This is a genomic window from Myxococcus sp. MISCRS1, assembly GCF_026626605.1.
Taxonomy (GTDB): Bacteria; Myxococcota; Myxococcia; order Myxococcales; family Myxococcaceae; genus Myxococcus; species Myxococcus fulvus.
This window is the reverse complement of record NZ_JAPNKB010000001.1, coordinates 2,635,732-2,657,402: the sequence shown is the minus strand read 5'-3', so window position 1 is coordinate 2,657,402 and position 21,671 is coordinate 2,635,732. Positions and strand designations below refer to the sequence as shown.

At 70.0% G+C, this 21,671-nt stretch carries 23 protein-coding genes; 11 read left to right on the top strand and 12 right to left on the bottom strand.

Features of this window, described 5'->3' with window-relative positions; translation table 11 throughout:
• Window positions 1-313 precede the first annotated feature (313 nt).
• Window positions 314-2,926: an MXAN_6230/SCO0854 family RING domain-containing protein gene (locus tag OWM54_RS10110; RefSeq protein ID WP_267697345.1), complete on the top strand. Its 2,613-nt coding sequence runs from the start codon at window positions 314-316 to the stop codon at window positions 2,924-2,926.
• Window positions 2,927-2,936: 10 nt separating this feature from the next.
• Here the strand turns inward: OWM54_RS10110 and OWM54_RS10105 are convergent, their stop codons facing one another.
• The gene (locus OWM54_RS10105) at window positions 2,937-3,713 is read right to left on the bottom strand and encodes an SDR family NAD(P)-dependent oxidoreductase (RefSeq protein ID WP_223750265.1); all 777 of its coding nucleotides are present in this window, start codon (window positions 3,711-3,713) and stop codon (window positions 2,937-2,939) included.
• Window positions 3,713-4,381: an SDR family oxidoreductase gene (locus tag OWM54_RS10100; RefSeq protein ID WP_267697344.1), complete on the bottom strand. Its 669-nt coding sequence runs from the start codon at window positions 4,379-4,381 to the stop codon at window positions 3,713-3,715. The genes OWM54_RS10105 and OWM54_RS10100 overlap by 1 nt, the downstream gene beginning before the upstream one ends.
• A gap of 137 nt (window positions 4,382-4,518) precedes the next feature.
• Between OWM54_RS10100 and OWM54_RS10095 the strand changes: the two genes are divergently transcribed.
• Window positions 4,519-5,490 (top strand): AraC family transcriptional regulator, encoded by a 972-nt coding sequence (locus tag OWM54_RS10095; protein WP_267697343.1) that lies wholly within the window; start codon window positions 4,519-4,521, stop codon window positions 5,488-5,490.
• A gap of 49 nt (window positions 5,491-5,539) precedes the next feature.
• A complete protein-coding gene (locus tag OWM54_RS10090) occupies window positions 5,540-6,442 on the top strand; it encodes an SDR family NAD(P)-dependent oxidoreductase (RefSeq protein ID WP_267697342.1) in 903 nt (300 codons plus the stop codon).
• Here the strand turns inward: OWM54_RS10090 and OWM54_RS10085 are convergent.
• The gene (locus OWM54_RS10085; protein ID WP_267697341.1) at window positions 6,430-7,203 is read right to left on the bottom strand and encodes a Coq4 family protein; all 774 of its coding nucleotides are present in this window, start codon (window positions 7,201-7,203) and stop codon (window positions 6,430-6,432) included. The two genes, OWM54_RS10090 and OWM54_RS10085, sit on opposite strands and share 13 nt — an antisense overlap.
• A 118-nt stretch (window positions 7,204-7,321) precedes the next feature.
• Window positions 7,322-7,600, bottom strand: coding sequence for a hypothetical protein (locus OWM54_RS10080; RefSeq protein ID WP_267697340.1), 279 nt, complete (start codon window positions 7,598-7,600; stop codon window positions 7,322-7,324).
• Window positions 7,601-7,995: 395 nt separating this feature from the next.
• Between OWM54_RS10080 and lepB the strand changes: the two genes are divergently transcribed.
• Window positions 7,996-8,955 (top strand): signal peptidase I, encoded by a 960-nt coding sequence (gene lepB, locus OWM54_RS10075; protein ID WP_267697339.1) that lies wholly within the window; start codon window positions 7,996-7,998, stop codon window positions 8,953-8,955.
• A gap of 10 nt (window positions 8,956-8,965) precedes the next feature.
• Here the strand turns inward: lepB and OWM54_RS10070 are convergent, their stop codons facing one another.
• From OWM54_RS10070 to OWM54_RS10060, 3 genes are all read right to left on the bottom strand, one after another.
• Window positions 8,966-10,201, bottom strand: a complete 1,236-nt coding sequence (locus OWM54_RS10070) for a hypothetical protein (RefSeq protein ID WP_267697338.1) — start codon at window positions 10,199-10,201, stop codon at window positions 8,966-8,968.
• A 141-nt stretch (window positions 10,202-10,342) separates the two neighbouring features.
• Window positions 10,343-11,533 (bottom strand): sensor histidine kinase, encoded by a 1,191-nt coding sequence (locus tag OWM54_RS10065; RefSeq protein WP_267697337.1) that lies wholly within the window; start codon window positions 11,531-11,533, stop codon window positions 10,343-10,345.
• Complete coding sequence (locus tag OWM54_RS10060) at window positions 11,523-12,197, bottom strand: response regulator transcription factor (protein ID WP_223750273.1); 675 nt, start codon at window positions 12,195-12,197, stop codon at window positions 11,523-11,525. The genes OWM54_RS10065 and OWM54_RS10060 overlap by 11 nt, the downstream gene beginning before the upstream one ends.
• Before the next feature lie 140 nt (window positions 12,198-12,337).
• Here OWM54_RS10060 and OWM54_RS10055 point away from each other — a divergent pair, with 140 nt between their 5' ends.
• Window positions 12,338-13,126 (top strand): alpha/beta hydrolase, encoded by a 789-nt coding sequence (locus tag OWM54_RS10055; RefSeq protein ID WP_267697336.1) that lies wholly within the window; start codon window positions 12,338-12,340, stop codon window positions 13,124-13,126.
• Window position 13,127: 1 nt separating this feature from the next.
• Here OWM54_RS10055 and OWM54_RS10050 read toward each other — a convergent pair whose 3' ends face one another.
• From OWM54_RS10050 to OWM54_RS10030, 5 genes are all read right to left on the bottom strand, one after another.
• Window positions 13,128-13,943 carry a MerR family transcriptional regulator gene (locus OWM54_RS10050; RefSeq protein WP_223750275.1) on the bottom strand — a complete coding sequence of 272 codons (816 nt, stop codon included), beginning with the start codon at window positions 13,941-13,943 and terminating at the stop codon, window positions 13,128-13,130.
• The gene (locus tag OWM54_RS10045) at window positions 13,940-15,010 is read right to left on the bottom strand and encodes an alpha/beta fold hydrolase (RefSeq protein ID WP_267697335.1); all 1,071 of its coding nucleotides are present in this window, start codon (window positions 15,008-15,010) and stop codon (window positions 13,940-13,942) included. The genes OWM54_RS10050 and OWM54_RS10045 overlap by 4 nt, the downstream gene beginning before the upstream one ends.
• A gap of 80 nt (window positions 15,011-15,090) precedes the next feature.
• The gene (locus OWM54_RS10040; protein WP_267697334.1) at window positions 15,091-15,777 is read right to left on the bottom strand and encodes a hypothetical protein; all 687 of its coding nucleotides are present in this window, start codon (window positions 15,775-15,777) and stop codon (window positions 15,091-15,093) included.
• A 216-nt stretch (window positions 15,778-15,993) separates the two neighbouring features.
• Entirely contained in the window at window positions 15,994-16,533 is a 540-nt protein-coding gene (locus OWM54_RS10035) for a GFA family protein (protein WP_223785495.1), read from the bottom strand.
• A complete protein-coding gene (locus OWM54_RS10030) occupies window positions 16,530-17,171 on the bottom strand; it encodes a TetR/AcrR family transcriptional regulator (protein ID WP_267697333.1) in 642 nt (213 codons plus the stop codon). The genes OWM54_RS10035 and OWM54_RS10030 overlap by 4 nt, the downstream gene beginning before the upstream one ends.
• A 102-nt stretch (window positions 17,172-17,273) precedes the next feature.
• On the opposite strand from OWM54_RS10030, the gene OWM54_RS10025 reads away from it, so the two are divergent.
• From OWM54_RS10025 to OWM54_RS10000, 6 genes are all read left to right on the top strand, one after another.
• Window positions 17,274-17,525: a hypothetical protein gene (locus OWM54_RS10025; protein ID WP_141322985.1), complete on the top strand. Its 252-nt coding sequence runs from the start codon at window positions 17,274-17,276 to the stop codon at window positions 17,523-17,525.
• Between the two features lie 188 nt (window positions 17,526-17,713).
• Window positions 17,714-18,292, top strand: a complete 579-nt coding sequence (locus OWM54_RS10020) for a NapC/NirT family cytochrome c (RefSeq protein WP_267697332.1) — start codon at window positions 17,714-17,716, stop codon at window positions 18,290-18,292.
• A complete protein-coding gene (locus OWM54_RS10015) occupies window positions 18,289-18,486 on the top strand; it encodes a hypothetical protein (protein WP_141322983.1) in 198 nt (65 codons plus the stop codon). Before OWM54_RS10020 ends, OWM54_RS10015 begins: the two co-directional genes overlap by 4 nt.
• On the top strand, window positions 18,483-18,848 hold the full coding sequence (locus OWM54_RS10010) for a c(7)-type cytochrome triheme domain-containing protein (RefSeq protein WP_267697331.1): 366 nt from the start codon (window positions 18,483-18,485) through the stop codon (window positions 18,846-18,848). Before OWM54_RS10015 ends, OWM54_RS10010 begins: the two co-directional genes overlap by 4 nt.
• Entirely contained in the window at window positions 18,835-21,246 is a 2,412-nt protein-coding gene (locus OWM54_RS10005) for a hypothetical protein (protein ID WP_267697330.1), read from the top strand. The genes OWM54_RS10010 and OWM54_RS10005 overlap by 14 nt, the downstream gene beginning before the upstream one ends.
• Complete coding sequence (locus OWM54_RS10000) at window positions 21,236-21,655, top strand: hypothetical protein (protein WP_223750283.1); 420 nt, start codon at window positions 21,236-21,238, stop codon at window positions 21,653-21,655. The genes OWM54_RS10005 and OWM54_RS10000 overlap by 11 nt, the downstream gene beginning before the upstream one ends.
• The last annotated feature ends 16 nt before the right edge of the window (window positions 21,656-21,671 follow it).

Below are 21,671 nucleotides of genomic sequence, written 5' to 3'. Positions count from 1 at the left end.
ACTGCGATGCGTGTCTGGGTCTGAGAGGCATTGCGCCCGCCCACACCCTCACGTGTTCCAGATCGCCGGCGTCGGCGACGGCCCAACTTGAGAGGGGTGGGTTCACGCTGTCAATTCAACGTCGAGGATGTCTGGCGATGGTTCGCTGGCGCACGGCGTGAGTCCGATGCCCCGGTCTTTTTCCTCGTTGGCGGTTCCTGGTGGGCCCTGGTAGGGTTCTCCGCGGGGCGGCTTTGGGTGTGCTTCCTTCTCACTCCTATGAGGTAGCTCATCCGCTCTCCGCCCCGCCTTTCCCCTCTCTCAGGGAGTCACCATGGGCGCCCCTTCGCTCCAACTCACGGGCGATTCCGCCGCGCTGTTGCTCTGGACCACGGGGCTCGTCTTTCCTTCCACGGGCCTGCCCGCCGGCGGTGACACGAAGGCACGCGAGGAGGCCCTGGTCGCGCTGGATGCGGACCTGGCGGGTGTCGGCTACGTGCTCGCGGGGGACCTCCGGGACGCGCTGCTCGCGCTCCCCGACGAGACCCTGGCCGCGTCTGGCCGCTTCCTCTACGAGAACTGCGCGGCGACGGTGGGCAAGGACCGCCCCTTCGTCCCGCTGTTCCGCGACTTCCCCCACAGCGTCCCGCGCGACACGCAGGCGCTGTTCGTCCAGCGCGTGCTGTCGTGGCTGTACCAGAACCCCGAGCAGCCGTGCATCCACTGCGGCACCCTGGGCTCGGTGCGCGCGCTGTCGCCGTGCGCCCACCTCGTCTGTGAGAAGTGCTTCGACGGCAAGGACTACTCCGCCTGTCCCATCTGCCGTCGACGTCTGTCGCCGACGGACCCCTTCCTGCAGCCCAAGGAACTCAAGGGCGCTTCGCGGACCGTCTACTCCATCCGTCGGAGCCAGCTGACGCGGTTGTCCCTGGGCACGGACCCCGAGGCCACCGCGAGCGGACTGATGCGACGGCTGGCATCGCGGTCCACGGTGCTCAACCCTCGCGACCTGGAGATCCTCAAGCGACTCGTGTCCGCCTTCGGGCCCCGGGTGCTGGGCTGGCTGCCCCGGCGCATCCCGGTGAAGGAGACCCTGGCGCTCATCGTGGGGCACCTCCTCCGGGACCCCCGGACGGCGGGGGACGTGCTGGCCGGCGCCGCGGCGCACGTGAAGACCGCCACGGATGTGCTCCGCGTGCTGGTGGCCTGGGCGGGTGGCAACCCCGACCTCTCCGTCAAGGTGCCCTTGAAGAGCCCGCCGCGTCAGGTGCGGCGCGCCGTCCTCCAGATGATGGAGGGCTTCTCCCTGTTGAACGTCACCGAGGACGTCGGTCGCAACCCGGGCTTGTGGAAGGCCTTCGGCGGGCTGCTGCACGTCTTCGAGGAGTGGCGGCGTCATCCCAAGGTCTCGCTCGCGTTCGCCGTGCTGCGCGGGACGGTGCTCTCCGTGCAGACGCCGTTCGGCGCGACGCTGCTGGGCCTCGCCGGTGCACATCCCGAGTCCTTCCAGACGCGGGACGTCGAGGGCGGCGTCGTGGTGGAGTTCCGCTCCTGGACCTCGCGCGTCGAGGAGGCGCTGCGCGCGAGGGCGCTTCCGGGCGCGCTGACGCTGCTCCGGCAGCGGCCCGGTGAGCTGCTGCGCAGGTTGGACCATGTGAGCCGGCTCTCGGTGGCGCTCGCGGGCTCCGCGTCGCTGGCGCCGGAGCTGCTCGCGACGCTCGATGCCGTGCTGGCCCGGTCTCCGCCCGCGTTGCTGCTCGCCGCCTCGGCGCACCTGCGCAAGCGGCACCAGCCGTTCGCCCGGCGCATCTTCTTCCCGAAGGGTGAGGCCACCCACGCCTGGGGCATGGAGGACCGTCGTCCGTTGCTCCCCGGGGATGTGATTGGCCAGCTGGTGGCGCCGCTGGAGCGGGAGCTGCTGCGACGGGCGGAGGCCCTGCCGTCCTTCCCTCAGGCGGTCATCGACGAGGCGCTGGGGGACCTCCTGGTGCCGATGGCGGAGAAGACGGCCTCGAAGGCGTTGGTGGCGGTGCCTCGCGGCAGCCTGCTGCCGATTCCGGAGGGGAAGGTCCTGCGCTTCTTCGTCCACTGGACGGAGCCCCAGAACACGTACGTCGACCTGGACCTGTCGGTGGCGCTCTACGACAAGAACTGGTGGCTGGTGGACCGGTGTGACTACACGAACCTGCGGCTGGAGGACGACGCCGCGGTGCATTCGGGGGATGTCACGTCGGGCTCTCCGCCGCTGGGAGGCGCAGAGTTCCTGGACGTGCACATGGAGCGCCTGCTCGCCCAGGGTGTGCGCTACGCCATCCCCGTGGTCTTCTCCTTCAACAGCGTCTCGTTCGACCGGATGGAGGACGCGTTCGCGGGCTTCATGGTCCGGGACGAGGTGGAGGGGGAACACTTCGACGCGCGCACGGTGGAGCAGCGCTTCGACTTGCAGGGGAGCGCGCAGATTTCGGTGCCGCTCGTCATCGACCTCGTCGAGAAGCAGCTTCGCTGGGTGGACGTGAAGGTCCCTCCCGAGGACGGCTTCCAGAGCGTGGCCCGCTCCCGGGGCGGACTCGCGCACCTGGGCAAGGACACCCTGGCCTACTTCGGCACCGGCGCCCGGCCCACGCTGTGGGAGCTGGCGACCCTGCACGCCGCCGCGCGCAGCCGCACCGTGCACGTCCGGCGTCGGGATGGCTCCGTGTCCGTCCTGAAGCGGGCGGAGGACGAGGACACCGCTTCCTTCCTTCGCAGGCTGCGAGGCCTGGAGGCGGACTCCACCGCGCGGAGCTTCACGCCCGGCAAGGCGCCCACGTTCTTCGCGGGGCTGACGGATGTTCCCGCGCTCTCTCAGGGCAGCGAGGGGTACGCCCTGCGCTTCCTGCACACCTCCGCGGAGGAGGTCACCCGGCTGGGCGCGGGCGACCTGGTCTCCGCGCTGAAGAAGGCGTAGCGGCGCCGCCTCAGAAGGTCGGCAGGTCGTTGGCCAGATGGGATGACAATCCCCCGTCGACGACCAGCGTGGTGCCGTTGATGTAGCCCCCGGAGGGGCCCGCGACGAAGGCCACCAGTCGGGCCACCTCGTCGGGCGTGGCGAACCTCCCGGCGGGAATCCTGCGCAGCAGCTCCTCGCGGAGCGCGGGCGGCGCCTTCGCCAGCATCTCCGTGTCGATGTAGCCGGGGCAGATGGCGTTGCAGGTGATGCCGTGCGCGCCCCACTCGGCGCCGATGGACTTGGAGTAGCCCACGAGCGCGTGCTTGGTGGCCGCGTAGGTGGAGGAGAGCGCCCCGCCGAAGAGGCCGAGGGAGGAGGCGATGTTGACGATTCTGCCGAACCTCGCCGCCTTCATGCGCGGCAGGGCCCAGCGGCAGAGCTGGTGGACGGCGTCCACATTCACCCCGAAGAGCTGCTCCCACTCGCTCCGCGAGACCTCGTCGGCGCGGTGGAAGGGCCCGCCGAAGCCCGCGTTGTTCACGAGGACTCCTGGCACTCCCACGGTGGACTCCAGCCTCGCGAGCGTCGCGTCCAGCGCGGCCTCGTTCGCCAGGTCGCACGCGAAGGACCACGCCTGGGCTCCCGAGGCGCGCAGCTTCGCCTCCTGTCGGGCCAGGGCCTCCTCGTCCCGCGCGAGGAGGACGACGCGCAGCCCCTGCCCGGCGAGCACTTCCGCGATGGCCGCGCCGATTCCCCGGCTGGCGCCCGTGACGAGCGCCAAGTCCGCGTTCGAGGCCGACGTCATCACAGGACCCCCTTCGAGGGGACCAGGCGCAGCTCGTCCACGCGGATGTGCAAGGGCTTGCGGGCAATCTCCCAGATGGATTCGGCCACGTCGTCCACGGACAACATGTCGGCGGGGCTGAACTCCGGACGCGTCTTCCAGAAGGCCGTGTACACGGCTCCCAGCGACAGCAGCGTGGCCCGGATGGCGTGGTCCTTTCCCTCCGCGTTCAGCACGCCCGTCAGCCCCCGGAGGCCATGCTTGGAGGCGGCGTAGGCGCCATTCATGGGCAGGGTGAGGTGGTCGCTCACCGAGCCGATGTGGACGATGCGCCCTCCGCCATGCGCCTTCATCCGCTTGAACGCCTCGCGCGCGCACAGGAAGGCACCCGTCAGGTTCACGTCCAGGCTCTTCCGCCAGTCGGCGAGCGAGGTCTCCTCGATGGGCGTGAAGGCCCCGAAGCCCGAGCAGTTGACCAGCAGATGAAGGGACCCGTTGGCGGACGCCTTGTCGAACAGCGACCTCACGGAGGCCTCATCGGTGACGTCCACCCGCATCGAGTCGGATGACTCCCGCGTCACGTCCTCCGAGGCGCAGATGACGTGCAGTCCCTCCGCCCGCAGCCTGTGGATGACGGCGGCGCCGATGTTGCCCGTTCCGCCGACGACGATTGCATTCCGAGCGCTCATGCCGGCAGGCATACAGGCGGTCGTGGTCCGAGACCAGGGCCTTGCGTGAGGGATTGTCCTGGCGCGCGGGGGGCGCCGTCCGAGCGATTGGCGCGATCGGATTGGTCGCGTGCCGGGGTGCTCGTTACGCTTCTCCGATGAGCGGAGACCTCGTCCACCTCGCGCCGGATGTGGGCGCGCGTCTTGCCCGGCTCGGCGTGAACGTGGCCCACGCCACCGCCGCCGCGCGCGTGCCCGCTGGGGGCGCGATGAGCACCGCGCAGTTCTTCCACTTCTGGGAGGTGCTCGGGGAGTCGTCTCCGGCGGACATCGGGTTGCGCCTCGCGCGTGAGACGCAGGTGCACGAGTACGACATCTCGTCGCTGGCCGCGTTGCACTCACCGGACCTGGGCACGGCCCTGGGCAAGATTGCCCGCTACAAGCGCCTGTGCGGCCCGAAGGACATGTCCGTCGACAGCCAGGGCGGCGAGGTCACCGTCCACACGACGTACCTGCACGCCTCCAGCCCCGCGCCCGCGCGCCTCGTCGATGCCTCGCTGGCCTCGTTGCTGGTGCTGCTGCAGCGCGGGAGCGGGTTGTCGCTGGCGCCCAAGCGCGTGGAGCTCCTCCGCGCCCGGGCGGACGAGCCGATGCTGATGCGCTTCTTCGGCTGCCCGCTGCGCTTCAAGGCGCGGCGCGACGCGCTCGTCTTCGACGCGAAGGTGCTCTCCACGCCCTTCGTCACCCACAACGCGAACCTGCTGCGGGTGTTGCTCCCCAGCCTCGACGAGCGACTCGCGCCCGTCGAGCAGGACTCGCTCGTCGAGCGGGTCCGCGCGGTGGTCGCCCGGCGCATGGCGGGGGAGCGGCCCAGCGTGGCGAAGGTGGCGCGGGAGCTGGCGCTCAGCGCCCGGACGCTCCAGCGTCGGTTGGAGGAGCACGGCCTGAGCTATCAGCAGGTGCTCGATGACGTCCGGCATCGCACGGCGCTGCGGCTCTTGCGCACCGAGCAGGTGGGCGTGGACGAGATTGCCTTCCTGCTCGGCTTCGAGGAGCTCAACTCCTTCACGCGGGCGTTCCGCGCCTGGGAGGGCACCACGCCGCACCGTTGGCGCGATTCGATGAGATAGTGGCGCGTCTGGATTTGAGGCACGCGCCTTCGCGCCGCATCTTCAGCCCATGACCCAGGACACTTCGCAGGTGTGGTTCATCACGGGCAGCTCGCGTGGCCTCGGCCGCGCGCTCACCCTCGCCGTGCTCGCCGCCGGGCATCGCGTCGTCGCCACGGCGCGAAACCCCGAGTCGCTCGCGGACCTCGTTCGCGAGCACGGCGCGCGCATCCAGCCGGTGGCCCTCGACGTCACCCAGCCCGAGCAGGCGGAGCGGGCGGTGCGTGAGGCGGTGGAGGCCTTCGGCCGCATCGACGTGCTGGTGAACAACGCGGGCTACGCCAACATCGACTCGGCGGAGGACCTGGCGCTCGACGACTTCCGCGCGCAGATGGACACCAACTTCTACGGCGTGGTGCACGTGACGCGGGCGGTGCTGCCGGTGATGCGCGCGCAGCGGCAGGGGCGCATCCTTCAAATCAGCTCGATTGGCGGGCGGCGGGGCGGCACGCCCGGCCTGAGCGCCTATCAATCCGCGAAGTTCGCGGTCGCGGGCTTCAGCGAGGTGGTGATGAACGAGGTGGCGCAGCTCGGCATCCAGGTGACCATCGTGGAGCCGGGTGGCTTCGCCACGGACTGGGCGGGCGCGTCGATGACGATTCATCCCTCGAAGCCCGACTACCAGGCCACGGTGGGGGCGCTCAACGCGAGCGTGAGGGTCAATCCGGGCGCGGCGCGCGGTGTGCCCGAGAAGGCGGCGAAGGCGCTGCTGCGGCTCGCGGCGATGGAGAAGCAGCCACGCCGGTTGCTCCTGGGGAGCGATGCCTACGCCCTCGCCGGGCTGACGCTGCGCGAGATGGGGGCGAGCGACGAGGCCCTGCGCGAGCTGAGCGTCAGCACGGACGCGGATGGGCTGCCGGACTTCGCGGACACGGAGGTGGGGCGGCGGATGCTGAAGCTTCACGGCACCTGAGCGGTGGCGTGCGTGAAGAAGGCGGGGACGGAGCGGCCCGAGCAGGTGTTCTCGCCGGGATGCCCGGGTCGGAAGTCCGTCCGTGCCCCCAGGCCGAGCCGCTGCCGCAGTCCGTCCAGCGGCTCCTCCATCAGGGACTCGAGGCGCGCGCCCAAGAGGGCGGTGGCGGCGACGCCGCGGACGAAGTCGTGGGCCTGGATGCGCCCTTCGTAGATGTCGCGCAGGTGCTTGTACTTGTCGCGGAGGATGTCCGGGTGCACGGAGGCCGCCGCCAGGAACAGGGCGAGCGCGGAGGGCGCGAGTCCGAACACGAACGACTGGACGGCGACCTCGTCCGCGTCCGACGTCTCATAGGCGCCCAGGACGTGGAAGAAGTCGTGGCACTTGTTGAGCCGGTGGACGGCGTAGCGGGTGGGCGTCGCCTCCGGGTCGAGCTCGGCCTGGATGGGGAAGAAGTCCGGGGCCAGCCGGTAGTGCGCCATGTAGGCCGCGTAGCAACGGCCGAACGAGCCTTCCGGCAGGGTGGAGAGGGCCTCGGGCTCGGGAAGGGCCGGGTCCCACAGCTCGGCGTGGAGCTCGCGGAACCCGGGCACCGACAGCAGCAAGGCATCACTGGCGGCGAGCAGCGCGGGCTCGGTGAGGACGGGGATGACCTCGCCCAGCGTCACGCGCTGGTTCACCAGGTCGCGGGCCTGCTCGACGAGCGTGGTCGGCTCCGCCAGGGGCGCCTCGAATGACAGACGGTCCGCACGAGAATGCATGCCTCCCCCCACCTGCACACGATAAGCCATTCCCCCGGCGCCTGTCATTCCGGGGAGATGCGAGGTGTTCAAGGGAGGATGCCGCGCTCCTACACGTCAATGGCGATGGCCTGACACGTCAATGAGCGCGTGTTGTCGTGTCAGTCAAAGTGGCCTGACTCTCGAGTGCGTGGGTCAGCGCCCTGGACTCCCGCCGGACCTGTCGAGAGCCAACGAGCCACGGCAGGCTCGCGAAGGCATACATCATCGCCAGGAAGCCCCAGAGCCAGGGAGTCCCCCACAGGAATCGAAACATCGCGAGCGTCCCGAGCACCAACGCGGCGAGGGGCAGGAGGGCCGAGGCGTGCCACACCAGGCGAGTCACCACCTGGACCTCCTTCTCGGCCACCTTCTCCACGGAGGACTCCACGTGGTGCCTGGGGCGCCACACCCAGCGCTCCCAGGCAGGGACTTGCCGGTGAATCACGAGGCGCGCGCCGCGCCGCTTGCCCGAGTACCACTGGGGCCCTCCAGCTTCGCCAGGCGCCGCGGGCAACCTGAAGGAGCCCTCCCATGCGGCCCACCGCGGGTCCGTCGTCGGGTTCACCTCGAGTCGAACAGACCGTGTGACGCGCATGGGGGCCTCTCTCGTTCGCTCTTCAGGGGCAGGTGTGGACCCCGCCCCGACGGGAGGGAGGAGCATCCGCTGCGGCGCACCTCTTCGTCCACCGTCCATGCCGGGTGCGTGAAGGCCGCGTCTCCAAGGCCCTGCCGCCGATTGCCCGGGTCGTCCTCCTCCTGGATGATTCGACGATGTCCGTTGAATCCGATGTGGCCAGGCCCCCGTCCCCGCGCGTGTCGGTGGGACGCAGAGCGGTGGCGGTGCTCCTGACGTTGGTGTCCTTCACGGGAGTGGGGCACGCCTTGCTGGGGCGCTGGATTCGTGGAGCGCTGTGGTCGGGCGCACTCGCGCTCTTCAGCATGAGCATGCCGTTCGTGGGCTTCGTCGGCGTTGTGGCGGTGCTGGTCGTGTACCTGGCGGCGGTCGTCGATGTGATGCTCGTGGCTCCTCCCGTGGCGGGAGCGCCTGCCCGCTTGCTCGCGCTGATGATGGCCGTGGGAGTCGGGCTGGGGGGCGGCGTGGTGAAGGGCGTGATTCGCGCCGGCGTCTCGTCGCCGTGGAGCACTCCCTCGGGGGCCATGGAGCCGTCTCTGCTGCAAGGGGACGTCTTCATGGCGGACGCCAGCGTTGCCTCTCCCTGGCGGCGTCGCTCCCTGCGGCGGGGAGAGGTGTTGGTGTTCGACCCTCCACGCGAGTTCTCCGGCCCTTTTGTGAAGCGCATCATCGCGGTGGCTGGAGACTCCGTGAGGATGGACGCGGGCCGGCTCTGGGTGAACGGGCAGCCCGTCTCTCGTCGAGCCATCGAAGAGGCATGTGTTGCCTCCAGCCCGAGATCGATGGACATCGCCTGCGCGGTGTTCGAGGAGACGCTGGGCGAACACCGCTACCGCGTCCAGGTCAGCGACGCCCTGGCGTCCTTCCCGGAGCGGGAGGGGGTCTGCCCGGCCCAACTGGAGCCCGCTGGGTCGAGCTGCCGAGTCCCCGCTGGCCATCTCTTCGTCCTGGGCGACAACCGAGACTTCAGCTTCGACTCGCGTCACTTCGGTGCGGTGCGGGAAGACAGCATCCGAGGCGTGGGCTCCTACATCTACTTCTCATCGGAGCCCGGTCTCAGGGTTCGCTGGGACCGGGTGGGCCGGTGGATACAGTGAGTGGCTGTGCTCAGTTCTCCGGGGACAGGTCCGCCGGCAAGCGCATGGAGGACAGCAGCTCGCGGAACACCTGCCAGCGGCGCTCGGGCGAGGTGTCGGCGCCCATGTGGCGCTCGACGTACTGCTTCACCAGGTCCTGGCCCAGGTTGTAGTTGATGACATACGCGCGATACGAGTCGATGAAGGCCATCTTCTGCGTCGCCCGCTCCACGGACACCAGGCCGTAGCGCACGAACCAGTCACGCGTCGCCTCGCGGCTGAGGTGCCCGTCCAGGTACCGGCGCGCGCCCTCGTTGCTCGCGTAGGACAGCTTCGCCGCCAGCGCCTCCACGGCCACGTAGTTGGCCGCGCGCTTCGGGTCGAGCCCCGCCAGCGGGAAGAGGACGTCCCTCAAGTACGCCTCCGCGTCCGGGAACGCCACGTCGATGCCGTAGTTCGCGCTGCCCTCGGCGATGAGCGACATGGGCGAGTAGAGCGGATACACCGTCAGCTCCACCCACCCGCGTCCGCGCACCAGGTGCTGCTCCAGCAGCGCGTTGTAGACGTGGTGCCCCGGGTAGCCCTCGTGCGCCGCCAGGTCGATGGCGCGCAGGATGTAGAAGGGCAGGTCCGTGTTGATCTGGATGACGCTGGTCGAGTTGCCCTTGTACCAGTTGTAGCCACTCCACGGCTTGTTGGTGACGTACTCCAACGTGAAGTGCTCGTTGGCGGGCAGCTCCACGTGCTGGAGCGTGCGGCGCCGGGCCTCCTGGATGGCGACGCGGAAGACCTCGTCCAGCTTGTCCTTCGGGATGACGAAGTCGTTGCGGAAGCGGTCCAGCCGGTCGACCAGCGGACCCTGGCCGGGCAGGCGCTTGTCCAACTCCACGAGCACCGCCTCGAACTCCGCGTCGGTGTGCCCCGGGTCCTTCGCGCCGTAGAGCGCCTGGCTCTCCTCGTCGAACTTCAGCTTCTCGCCGGACAGCATCCGCACCCGCGCCTCGAGCGAGCGCAGTTGGGTCAGCAGGAAGCGGTGGCGCATCGCGAGCAGCTCATCGGCGGGCACCGGCGTCGCCTCCACCGCGGCCACCATCGCGGCGGCGCGCGCGGCAATCTCGGGCAGGGGCAGCTTCGTGGCCTCGGCCTCCTTCGCCCAGGCCTCCGGCCCGTAATAGGCGTCCACGTAGTTGCCGTCGTGCTGCCCCACGGCGAGGGCCAGCTTCACGTACTGCTCGGCGGGGGCGTCCAGCGGGGAGGGCGTCGTCATGGGGGGGCCTGGGGAGGGCGCCGCGGCTCGCGTCGCGCAGGCGAGCGTCAGCGAGACGAGGACAAGAGCGGTCAGGCGGCGGAGGCTCGAGTGCATGGGCCAGTTGTAGATGGCCCCGGTCATGAGTTCCAGCGCCCGCCCTCATGAAGGCCAGGTCAGTCGGACATGTGTGCCATGCGGCTCCACCGCGCGGAGGTCCAGCGTCCACTGGAACCGGCGCGCCAGCCGCTCCACCAGCGACAGTCCGACACCAAAGCCCCTTTGCTCGGGCTCGCTCCGACCGAAGCCCACCCCTGTGTCGTCGATGCTCCACGCCTCGGGCGTGACGCGGATGACGATGCGCCCCTCTTCCGTATACGCGAGCGCGTTCTTGATGAGGTTGCCCAGCATCACCCGCGCCACGGAGCCGGGCAGCGGCACGACGACCTCGTCCGTCGCCTCGATGACGAGCGCCACGTCGCCTCGGGAGAGGTGGCCACCGTACAGCGCGAGCAGCTCGCGAGAGATGCCCACCAGTCCGCACGTCTCGTCCGAGCGCCCCGGCCGCGCCAGCCAGAGGATGCCCTCCGTCAGCAGGCCCATCTGGAGGACCGCCTGCCGCAGCCGCTCGAAGGTCGCCGAGTCCCTGGGCGGGTCCAGCTCCAGTATCTCCACCGCGCCCTGCGCCACGGCGAGCGGCGTGCGCAGCTCATGACTGGCGTCCCGGTTGAACGCCCGCTCCCGCTCCAGCAGCTCCTGGATGCGGACATCCCGGGCACTCAAGGCCTGGGACAGGGCCCGCACCTCGGTGACGACGATGTCCTCGGCTCGCGTCGCCTGTCCCGACTGCACCTGCGCGACGAGCCGCTCCAGCGGAACCCCCAGCCGCCTCGCGACCAGCAGGGAGAGCCCGGCGGCGCCCAGCAGGGCCAGCACCGCGCTCACCACCAGCAGACCCGACGTGCGACGCAGCTGGCGCGTGGTGCCGGTCAGCTCCGTCGTGTCGAGCACGCCGTAGCGCGTGAGGCCTGTCGACACGTCCGGTCGCACCGCGACATGGAAGTGGCCGTGTCCGGGAGGAAAGATTTCGTACTCGCCACCCAGCGCGTCCGCCGGCACCTCCGCCTGGAGCCAGGACGGCAGGCTCGCGTGGCCCACATAGGTCCTGATGCCGAGTGGCATCACCCCATCGCCGCCGTGCTCGTCCATCGCGGTGGCGACGAGCCGCGCGAAGAGGGTGTCCTCGAGGTCGTAGCTGAAGAGCGTGAAGAACGCCCCCATGAGGACCAGCGAGAGCGCCGCGGACGACACCATGGCGCCCAGGAGGAGCGCTCGTATCGACCTAGTCCTCACGGGCCTCCAGGCTGTAGCCCTTGTTGCGGTGGGTGGTGATGCAGTCGTCCATCCCCAGCTCGGCGAGCGCGCCTCTCAGCGCATAGACGTGCGTGCGCAGGGCGCTGGACTCCGGCGCGTCGTCGCCCCAGAGCTGATGGGCGAGCGTCGCCGTCGACACGGGCCCGGGCGCGGACTCCATCAGTAGCTTGAGGAGCCGTGCCTCGGTCCGGTTGAGTCGCACGCCGCGCTCGCCGCGCCGGGCCTGTCCTGTGTCGGGCTCCAGGGTGAGCGAGCCCACCGTCAGACGCCGACCGCTCGGAGGCACGGGGCGGCGCGCCAGGGCCTCCAGCCGCAGCCGGAGCTCCCTCAGCGAGAACGGCTTGACGAGGTAGTCATCCGCGCCTGCTCGGAAGCCCTCCTCCTTGTCCTCGAGCGTGTCGCGCGCGGTGAGCATCAGGATGGGCACCAGCCGGGCGGCGAGCTGCCGGTAGCGCTGACACAGCTCGATGCCGCTCATCCCCGGCAGCATCAGGTCCAGCACGATGACGTCGTACTCGTGGCTTAGCGCGAGCGTGAGCCCCTGGGGCCCGGTGGCGGCGAAGTCGAGCTGGAAGTCCGCGCCGAGGAACCTCGCGATGTTGGCCTGGAGGTCACGGTTGTCTTCGACGACGAGCACTCGCATGAGCGGGCAGGGGACCTCGGGATGGCAGGACGGTCGCAGGCTACCGGAGGGAACGTCAATCGAACGTCAACCGCGGGTTGACGCCTGTCCGACACAGCGGAGGGCAGGGTGACGGTGAAGCTCACTTCCAGGAGTCCACCATGTTCCGCTGGCTGTCGCTGTGCGTGCTGCTGCTGTCCGCCTCCCTGGCCCGGGCCGATGCCCCGACGCCGACACTGGATGTTCGTGGCGCGGATGGCGAGCGCATCCCCACGCGGGTGCTCGAGCCCGAAGGGGGGCACGCGAATCCACCCATCGCCGTCCTGGTGCATGGCCTCACGCGCCGCAAGGAGGACTGGCTGTCTGACGCGGGGCCCACGCATGGCGGCGTCTTGAAGGACGAGCTCCTGCGGGCCGGCTACCGCGTCTATCTCCTCGATGCGCGACTGCACGGAGAGCGGGCGAACCCCGAGGCGAAGCCCGGGGCGCTCGCGAAGCTGGCCCACAAGGGCGAGCCCGCGCGGTACGTGAAGATGATCGCCGACACCGTGCGCGATGCCCACGCGCTGCTGTCCGCGGTGCTCGCCCAGGGCAAGCCGCCGCGCGTGCTCGTCGTCGGGTACAGCATGGGGGCCCAGGTGGGGCTCCTGCTGGCGGCACGCGAGAAGCGCGTCACCCACCTCATCACCATGGTGCCGCCCCACATCGACCCGTCGATGGAGGAGGTCGCCCCGTCGCGGCACATGTCGACGATTCGCCAGGACTGGTTGCTGCTGACCGCGAACCAGGATGATTTCGCGCCCGTCGCCGACAGTCGCGCCCTGTTCGAGTCCGCTCCGTCCGTGCGAAAGACACACAAGACCTTCGACAGCGGGCATGCGCTCCCGAAGGAGTACCTGGACGAGGTGCGTCGCTGGCTCTCCACGAGCCACCGGGCGCCGTCGCCCTGATTCAGTCCGGGCTCGCCTCCCACGACAGCGCGAGCTCGCTCATCCACGAGGCGCCCTGGGCCGAGTCCACGCGCAGGTAGGTCTCGCGAAGCGGGACGCTCGGGGTGCGCTCCTTCGCGTGGAGGTGGGCGAAGAGACGGGCCCAGGATGGGCCCACGGAGTGGGGCGGGCCGGAGTGCGCGAGCGTGACGGCCCGCACCTCGGGCAGCTCCGAGATGGCGACGCCCTCCGGGACGGCCCCGGGGGCCAGAGGCACGCACCAGGACTGGTCCGCGTCGTCCTCGCGGTACTCCGCCTCGTGGAAGAGGCAGAAGGGGGGCCCGGCCACGTGGGGGCCACACGCGGCCAGCAGCCGGGGGAAGAACACCGACGCGTCGGAGTATCGCCCCCGGGCCCGATGCACGGCGACACGAACGGGTGGGAGCCAGCGTTCCAGCAGGGGCGGTGGCGCGCGCAGGTAGGCCTCCGCCCGGGCCTGGTTTTCGAGCAGCGTGTCCAGCGCGAGCACGGAGCGTCGCGCGCTCGCGGCCTCCTCGGCGAGTCGGGCCCGCACGCGCGCGAGCTGCTCCGCGAGCGAGGCGCCCTGTCCCAGCTGGGTGAGCACGCCGTGAATCTCCTCCAGGGAGAGCTTCAGGTCGCGCAGCGCGCGCACGGTGTGGGCGAGCGAGATGTCGTGCTCGGTGTAGTAGCGGTAGCCCGTGGAGGCGTCCACGCGGGAGGGTTCGAGCAGCCCCTTCTCCTGGTACAGGCGCAGCGCCTTCACGGTGAGCCCGGTGATGCGAGACACCTCGCCGATGGAGTACAGCAGTCCGCTCACCGCTCCTCCTCCTGGAGGAAGGCGCGCACGGTGGCCGCGAAGGCCTCGGGCTGCTCCTCGAAGGGGAAGTGCCCGCTGCCCGCCAGCTCCACGAGTCGCGCGTGGGGAATCGCTTCTACCACGCGCGTGGTGGCCGAGCGCGGCTGCAGGTCATGGGCGCCATGGATGACGAGCGTGCGCGCGCGCACCCGGCGCAGCCATTCGCTCCAGTCGTGATGGCGTCCCAGGCTCAGGTAGAGCCCGAGCGAGAGGAAGCCTCCAGCGGCACCAGTGTCGGGAGGCCTCGTGTCGGGGCGCTCGGCGTTCAGGGCCCGGGCATACAGCGGTCCGAAGGCGGCGAAGTGCTCGGCGAGGCGGGCCTCGTCGTCCTTCAGGCGGGCAGGGAAGTCGAAGGTGTGCTTCATCCAGGCCGCGAGCTCCCGCTGGGCTGCTTCGTCCAGACGGGTGCGCACCTGGGTGAACAGGTCATCGCCCTTCGAGGGCATCGTCACCAACGGGGCCGGCGCCACGAGCACGAGCGCGTCCACCCGCTCCGGCCACTCGGCCGCGTACAGCAGGGCAATCAGGGCGCCGAAGGAGTGGCCCACCAACGTGAGTCGCTCCCGGCCGAGCAGGCGCCGGATGCGCTCCACGTCCGCGAGCTGCGCGGCGAGTCCCAGGCGGGCCTCCACCTCCTGCATGGCCCGCCAGGTGCCCCCGGGAGGCGGCAGGGTGATGGGCCGCGAGGAGGCGCCGCTGCCTCGCTGGTCATAGAAGTGCCAACGCAGGGCATCCCTCGTCAGCGCCGCCGCGCGCCAGGGGTTCGCTGGAGGCAGGCCAGGGCCTCCGTGGATGACGAGGACGTCCCGCCCCTCGCCCACGGCGACGTGGTGCAACTGGACATCACCGGTCACCTGCCAGGACGAGGCGTCCGCGCGTTGTCCCGGAGGAACCTCCAGCGTCTCGCCCCGCGCGGTCAGCACCTGCGTCACGGTGCCGGGCTGGAAGAGGGCCCTCCCCATCCACCACCAGGCGCCCGCCGCCGCGCCCGCCAGCAGGATGAGGGTTCCAAGGATTGCCGCCGCCATGCGCTTCCTCCGAGACATGTCCGTGGGTGACATGCCTGGAGGGTGGCGGTCTCCCCCAGGGGGAGAGTCAAGCACGAGGGCTACTGGAGGGTGACGGGCGGCGCCTTCTGCGTCATCTGCTGGGCGTAGTCGGACGCATGGTCCCGCATGTAATCGATGGGGTTCGCGAGTACGCCCAGGCCATTCGTCTTCGAGCGTCCCGTGTAGACGAGCTCTCCGCTCTCGTTGATGTAGTGGACGAAGAGTCCCGCGGTGCCGTCGGCGCCGAAGCGGTCCGTCTCCACGCTCCCGATGGGCGAACCATCAGGGCCCAGGACATCCTTCATGATGGGCGAGCGATACAGGTGCGCGACCGGGATGATGACACCCCTGGCGCCGGACTGTTTCACGTACTCGGCCAGCTCCTTCTTCATCCGCGGCGGGACGATGAAGCGGTCCGCGGCGATGTTCGGGAACGCGTCACACCATTCGCTGTCTCCCTTCAACTTCTTCACCTTCACCTCGGAGACATCCTTGCCATACGCGCTCCAGATGGCGGGCGCGAGATGGTCCTCGAGGTTGCGATACACCTTGTCGTTGCCCTCCGCCGGATACGCGCAGGCGAGCATGGGCGTGAGGGCATACGGGCTGTCCAACGCGTTCCATTTCCCGTCGGTGAAGTAGCGCGGGTTGGACGTCGCGAGGCCTCCGCCACAGCCGGAGAGGAGGGCGAGCGCGACAGTGGCGCACAGTGAAACAGGGACCAGGGATACACGGCGAGCGGGCATGGGAACTCCTCGAGCAAGTCGATGAACTCACGAACAATTCGTGAGCTGCTTCGACGCCCCTCGTCGCGTCCGGGGTTCCATCTATCTGCTGATGACCGGTCGTTCCTGTGCGTTGCTGTTGCACCTGGAGGGCTCTGGTCATGCGATTGTCGGTGGTATCGTGACGTCCGAGGGCTCGTCGTCGGCAGGCTCTAGCAGGCGCATCCGCGCGCGAGGTCAGCGCGGCAGCTCCGCCTTGACGAAGGTGAGCTTCGGGCTGCGAAAGCCCATCCCCACCCACGCGCCGAGCAGCTTGATGAAGAACGCGACGGATTGGTGCCGGCTGTTGGGCACGTCCGTGGGGAGCGCGGGCCCGGGCGGCAGGTCGGAGGTCATCGTCCGCAGCTCCAGCGGAGGCAGGGTTCCGTCGGCCCAGAGGCCCCCATAGAGGCTGAGCCAGTGGCCGCTCTGGAACTCGAGGAACACGGGCGTGTTGCAGCACGTGGCGACGACGCGGCGGGTCTTCGACTCCGGCGTGAGCCGGAACTCCGCGAGGCGGTCCGTGCCCTGGAGGAAGTGGACGCGGTCCTTGCGGTAGAGCACGAAGCGTGACGCGTCCCGAGGCCCCAGCAGCAGCCGTGACGCGGGCAGCGTCTGGAATCTCGCGACGGCCGCGCGACAGCTGTCGCAGCAGCACTCGGCGCTGATGATGGGGGCTTTGTCCACCCGCAGGGAGACTTCCCCGCAGGCGCAGCCGAGCGATGAGGCCTGGGTCATGGTGAGGCTTTCTCCGGGGGTGTGAGCCTGAAGAGCAGGCGGATGTAGCGGTCCAGGTGGTCCAGGCTCTCGCGCGCGAGGGCCGCGTCGTTCCCCGCCTTGGCGAGCACGAAGGCGCCTTGAATCACCGTCTGGGTGTGGCGTGCCAGGCTCGCGGCCGTCCAGCCTCCGGAGACGCGGCGCTTGCGCATGGCGGCGGCGATGTCCGCCTCGAGCGTCTGGGCATGACCGAAGATGCTCGCGGCGCAGGCGTCCCGGATGTCAGGCGCGCTCGCGTGGACCTCCTGCGCCAGCGTGCCCACCAGACAGCAGAACTCGGCGGGGCTCCCGGTGATGATGGACTTGCGGAAGGCCACGTAGGCCAGGACCCGGTCGAGCGGGTCCGCGGGGGCGTGGTAGGGCGCGCTCGCGAAGAAGGCGGTCGTCGTCTCCTTCCAGTGCTCCGCGGCGGCCACGCCGAGCCCCTCCTTGCTCTTGAAGTGATGGAAGAAGGCGCCCTTCGTCACCTCCGCGATCTGGCAGAGCTCCTCGACCGAGGTCGCGGCGAAGCCCTTCGCGCGAATCGTGTCGCGCGCGGCCTCGAGCAGCCGCGTCCGGGCCTCCCCGCGTTCTGGCGCGTGTTTCGGTAAGCGTGGCATGGAGTCGACATACCGTACGGTTGGTATGTATGCAAGCCCCGGAGTTCGAGCGTGGGTGGGCCGGCCTGTCGAAGAGGGCTCGCCAGGCGCTACGTTCCAGGGATGCGCGACCTGCAATCCCACCGGTGGATGTGGGTGAAGGCCATCCTCTTCGTCGTCATCGGCTGCGTCTCGTCGGCGCTGCTCCTGATGGAGCTGCCCGAGTGGCGCGTCCTGCTCCTGCTGCTGCTCGCCATCTGGGCCTTCTGTCGCGCCTACTACTTCGCCTTCTACGTGCTCGAGAAGTACATCGACCCGTCGTTCCGCTTCTCCGGGCTCACCTCGCTCCTGCGCCACCTCGTCGACAAGCGCTAGGGATTGGACGTGCTGTCGCTCCCCCCGGTCATGGTCGCGCAATTCTTGCGCGCCATGGCGCGGGTGCGCAGGAATTGCGTATCGATTGCGCATCTTCATTCCAGGGTTCACGCATGGGCATGAGACCTGTATAGGAAAGGGAGCGAGGTTCCCGCCTGCCCACCCTCTTGATAGTGGTTGTCATCGCCGTGGCGGTCCTGGTCGCCCTGATTGCGTTCGCGGCGGGAGTCCTGACCGCGAGCCACCTGGGGCGGCTGGTGTTGCTCGCGGGGCTGGCCATCCTCCCACTGGTCGTCACCGGCGCGGGCGTCGCCGTGGGCGTGCGTGAGTCGTCGCAGACGCAGTTCTGCCTGAGCTGTCACGAGATGGAGCCGTACGGGCAGAGCCTGTTCGTGGACAACGCCGCGTCGCTGGCGGCGGTGCATTACCAGAAGCGGCTCATCAGCCGGGACACCACCTGCTACGCGTGCCACACGGACTACGCCCTGTTCGGTGACGCGAAGGCGAAGTTCAACGGGCTCAAGCACGTCTGGGTCCACTACTTCGGCACCATTCCCGAGCGACCGAAGCTCTATCAGCCGTATCCCAACTACAACTGCCTGCACTGTCACAGCGACGCCCGGAGCTTCCTGGAGGCGTCCGCGCACCAGGACATCCAGGCGGAGCTCCAGAGCGGCGCGCGCTCGTGTCTCACGTGTCACGACCTCGCGCACGACCTGGAGGGCGTGAAGGCGCGGAACTTCTGGCTGCCGGAGCCACGTCCATGAGCCACGAGAAGCGCATCCGGAGGGCGGCCCTGCTGGTGCTGGCGGGGTTGTGTGTCCAGCTCTTCACCACGCTGTTCTGGTCACCGCTCACCTTCGTGGTGTTCACGGCGGTGGGCGTGCCCCTGGTGTTGCTGGGAGTGGGCCTCTACGTGGTGACCGTCTGGAAGATCCTCAAGGAGCGCAAGGCGCTATGAGCACTCCGACCTCGGAGCCCTGGCGCGCTCGCGCGGGGGCCGTGCTGCATCGCTGGCGCTGGCGAGTGGTGCTCGCCGTGCCGCTGCTCTTCGCGCCGCCCATCCTCGCGGTCAACGCGCCCCAGGATGTCCGGATTCCTCTCTTGAAGGAACGCAAGGCGCCGGTGCCGGCGCTGTTCTCACACTGGGCCCACGACTCGCAGCGTTGCTACAGCTGCCACCCGGGGGTGTTCCCCCAGGCCCCACTGGGCTTCACCCATCAGGACATGCGCGAGGGCCGCTACTGTGGCAGTTGCCACGATGGACGGGCGGCCAATGCGCCGAGCTCCATGCGCTGCGAGGCCTGCCATGCGCCTCATTGACCTGGGCCGTCTCTGCGTGGGGGTGTTCCTGCTGACGGCGGCCATGCCCGCGCGCGCGCAGACGCAGGAGGAGAAGCGCCGCCAGCTCCAGGAGCGGCTGGGCATCCAGCGTCCGCCGACGCCTCCGCCCGCACCAGAAGGCAGCGCTGACGCGGGGACTCCCGAGACCTCCGCGGCACCTGCCGCGCCCACGAAGGCGGCACCAGCACCGGGGGTGACTCCGTCGGGGCCGAGGACGGGAGGGGCGCCGAAGCCGCGCGGACCGACCTTCGCCGCCGACGCCCGGCCCATCCTCGTGGCCCGGTGTCTGTCATGTCATCGCCCGGAGGGCATGGCTGGCAGGTCGAAGTGGGTGCTGCGTGGCGATGGCACGGACTACGAGACCACGCTGCGGTTCGTGAAGCTGGATGCCGCCGCGCAGAGTCCGCTGTTGAAGAAGGGGACCGGCGCGGTCCTGCATGGTGGCAAGAAGTCGCTCGCGGCCGAGTCGCCCGAGTACGCCACGTTGCTGAGGTGGGTCGAATCCGGGGCGCTCCCAGGACAGGCCCCTGCCGGGACCGCGCCGCCCCCCTCGTCGGCGGCGGCAACGACGTTGGGGGCTCCGACTTCCGCGCGCGTGGGGGACGTGGCCTCGGCCACACCTTCGACGGAGGAAACGTCTCCGGGGGGCGCGCGCCTGGGGGAGGGGCCCTCGGCGCCACCCGCGACGGCGGCAATGCCTCCGGGGGCTCCTGCTTCCGCGCGCGTGGGAGAGTTGCCCGTCGCGCCGTCCTCGACGGGGGCAACACCTTCGGAGTCCATGGCCTCCTCGCGCGTGGGGGTGGAGTCCGCGGTGCCCTCCTCGACGGTGGCAGCACCTCCGGGGGCTCCTGCTTCCGCGCGCGTGGGGGATGCGCCGACGCCTCCTTCGTCCACGCCGCTCGCGCCAGGGACGCAGCCCGTGCCGGCGTCTGCCTCCAGCTCGGACTCGCTGCGCTTCGCTCCCCGCATCCACGAGCATCTCCTGGCGGGCTGCGCGAGCTGTCACGCGGCGGATGGGTTCGCCGGGTCCACCCGCTATGTCGCCCACTCGGAGCCCGAGCCCCACCTGCGCACGGTGCTGGCGCTGGTGACGCCCGGCTCGGCCGACACGAGCCTCCTGTATCAACGCGCGCGAGGTGACTCGCATCAGGGCGGCGCGGTGTGGGAGCCCGGGAGCGCGGAGCTCGCGCTCCTGGCCCGGTGGATTGATGAGGGCGCGCGTGGAGCGGAGGCACCTCCCGTGGCCACCGCCGCGCCCGCTGCTCCATCCTCGGCGCCACCTCCCTCCGTGGCCACCGCCGCGCCCGCTGCTCCGTCCTCGACGCCTCCCATCGCATCGTCGGGTGGGCCACCGCCGGGCGTCCAGCTCGGGACCTTCCCCGTGCTCGGCTCGCTCACGCTCAACGGGCGCTTCGACCTCAACTACGAGCGCCTCGGCTACAACGACCAGCCCTTCCAGAAGGGCGCCTCGAACGCGCTGCGCAGCTACCACCACTTCCTCTTCCTGACGCGCCAGTCCACCGAGGACCCGGTGACGCTGACACTGGAGACGTTGTCGCTCCAGTTCTGGGAGGTGGGCTACCGGGTCAGCGGCGAGGACTGGCCGGTGCGGCTCTCCGCCAGGGTGGGCAAGGTGCTGGTGCCCTTCGGCGCCGAGCCGCTGTTCCACCACAGCTACGGCGGCCTCGCGGGCTTCGACCAGAAGGTGCTCCCACCCGTCTACGCGCGTGAGGGGCTCACGGCGAACGTGCAGCGCCGGGAGGGGCCGTTCCTGCTCTCCGCGGATGTCTACGTCATCGCCGGCTACCAGCTCCGCCGGGCCGATGCCGTGCTCAACCTCCAGTCGGACTTCGCTCCGTTGGAAGCGACGCGGCTGGGCGTGGGGACGCGGCTGGGTGGCTCCTGGGGCCCGCTGAGCCTCTGGTACTCGGCCTACTACAATCCGCTGGGATACGGCCGGAGGCTGTTCCTCCAGGCCCTGGACGTCGCGTCGTGGCGCCCTCGCGGGGTGCCGGTGCTGGAGCGCTTCTCACTGGGCGCGGGTCTGCTGCGCGCGGACGTCTCCGGAGGCGAGGCCGAGGGGTACGGCGGTCCCGGCGCGGACTACTACCACTTCGCCAGCTACCTCCAGCTCCGCTTCCATCCCACCGATTGGCTCTACCTCCAGTATCGACAGGGCCTGCGCACCTTCGGCAACCAGCGCGGGCGGATTCTCGACACCACCGCGCTCACCCGCGAGGACGCCTCCGCGCACAACGTGGGCGCGGTCGCCCGCTGGAAGGGCTTGAGCGTGGGCCTCTTCCAGTTCTGGAACCTGGAGAAGGTGGACGAGGTGCCGGACGACTTCACGCGACTGGTGGTGGCGTATGAGTTCTAGGCTCGGACTCCTGCTCGCGCTCCTGGTCGTCCCGGGCTGCGCGGACTTCCACCGAGGAGACGCGAGCCCCGACGCGGGCACGCCCTCCGGTGGTGACGGCGGCGGTGGCGGCGACGGAGGAGGTGACGCGCCCTCGTTCGCCACGGACGCGCATCCCCTGTTGCTATCGGGCTGTCAGTCCTGCCATCGCGCTGGAGGCGCCGCGGGCAACACGGGCTTCGTGTTGACGGGCGACGCGGACGCGGACTTCCAGGTGTCGAACGCGCTGACGGACACCGCGGCGCCCGCTGGCAGCCGCCTGTTGCGCAAGGCCGCCGGGGCGGGACACGGCGGCGGGGCCATCTACGCCGACGGCACCCCCGAGTATCAGACGCTCCTGGCGTGGATCGCCGGAGGCGCGCTGCCATGACCCACACATCTCCCAG